Source organism: Komagataeibacter intermedius TF2 (genome assembly GCF_000964425.1).
Taxonomy (GTDB): domain Bacteria; phylum Pseudomonadota; class Alphaproteobacteria; order Acetobacterales; family Acetobacteraceae; genus Komagataeibacter; species Komagataeibacter intermedius.
The window spans coordinates 1-1,469 of sequence record NZ_BANF01000458.1; the positions used below are offsets into that span (position 1 = coordinate 1).

Consider the following 1,469-nt stretch of genomic DNA (forward strand, 5'->3'; position numbering starts at 1 on the left):
GTGGCAGGAGGACGATGTGCTGCGTCTGGCGGCCTCAGTCGAAGCGCAGTCCCAGCATCCGCTGGCCCAGGCAGTGGTCCGGGCACTGAAGGAGCGCCATGGCACGCTGGTGCAGATCAGCGATTTCGGCTCACAGCCCGGCCTCGGCGTCAGCGGCACAGCAGATGGCCGTCAGGTGGTGATTGGCAATGCCGAAAGGCTCAAGCAGGCCGGGGCAGATCCCGCTCCGCTGGAGGCAGATGCAACGCGATATCGTCAGTCCGGCGCGGGGGTCATGTTTGTTGCGATAGACGGGAAAGCAGCGGGGACGATTGCCGTGGTCGATCCGCTGCGGGAAGACACGAAAGCTGCGTTAGCGGCGCTGCATGATGACGGGATGCGCATCGTCATGCTGACTGGCGATAACGAGACGACTGCAAGAGCTGTGGCACAGGCTGCCGGGAACATTGCAGAGGTACACGCCGGGCTGAAGCCCCAGGACAAGGCCGATATCATCAGACAGTTGGAGAGTGTCGGCCGCCATGTGGCGATGACGGGAGACGGCGTGAACGACGCGCCGGCCCTCGCGGCGGCTTCCGTAGGTATCGCCATGGGAACAGGAACTGACGTCGCCATCGAGAGCGCAGGCATCACACTGGCCCATGGCAGCCTGGGTGCGCTGGTCCGCGCCCGAAAACTGGCGCACGCGATCATGCGCAATATCCGGCAGAACCTTGCCTTCTCGTTTCTGTTCAACGGGATCGGCATTCCGGTTGCGGCAGGCGTCCTCTACCCGGTATTCGGACTGTTGCTATCGCCGATGATCGCAGGTGCCGCCATGGCGCTGTCTTCCGTCACCGTCGTTACCAATGCGCTCAGGCTAGGGCGGATCAGTGATGGCGGGCATTCCGCTCGGGATGCCAGAACCGGTAACCTTTTGTGAATATCCGTCCTTCTGGCAGATCCCGGCCCATAAAAGAGAGCACCGGTTTTTCTTGACGCGAAACGCCAGAAAGGCCAGCGATCATACCATGGATACCATCAGCCTGATCGCCCTGCTTCTCGTGCTTGCCGCTGCCTTTAGCATTCTCAATCACCACACGCTTCGCGTTCCCGTGACGATCGGCGTTCTGATCTTCTCGTTGCTGACTTCCCTGCTGGTCATGGTTCTGAACCTGCTGATCCCGGCCTATGATCTTCAGGCCCTGCCGCGGTCTGTGCTGGGGGTCATCAACCTACCCGCGGCGCTTCTGAATGGTGCGCTGTCACTTCTTCTCTTTGCCGGAGCCATGCAGGTTGATGTCGGACACCTGCGTGCGAAACTGATGTCCGTGACAGCCCTGTCCATTCTCGGGACTGTTCTGGCCGTGGCCTTTCTGGCGGGCGCGGCCTGGAGTGTTTTTCCGCTGTTGGGCCACGCTGTTCCCTTTACATGGTGCATCGTGCTCGGCGCCATTCTCGCACCTACTGATCCGGTTTCGGTCGTGGGG

The 1,469-nt window shown here is 61.4% G+C and carries 2 protein-coding genes; both read left to right on the plus strand.

What is annotated here, in order from left to right; genetic code table 11:
- The coding region (locus B7449_RS18035) for an HAD-IC family P-type ATPase (protein WP_048884000.1) at positions 1-922 on the plus strand (922 nt) is incomplete at its 5' end.
- An 88-nt stretch (positions 923-1,010) separates the two neighbouring features.
- The coding region (locus B7449_RS18040) for a cation:proton antiporter domain-containing protein (RefSeq protein ID WP_048884001.1) at positions 1,011-1,469 on the plus strand (459 nt) is incomplete at its 3' end.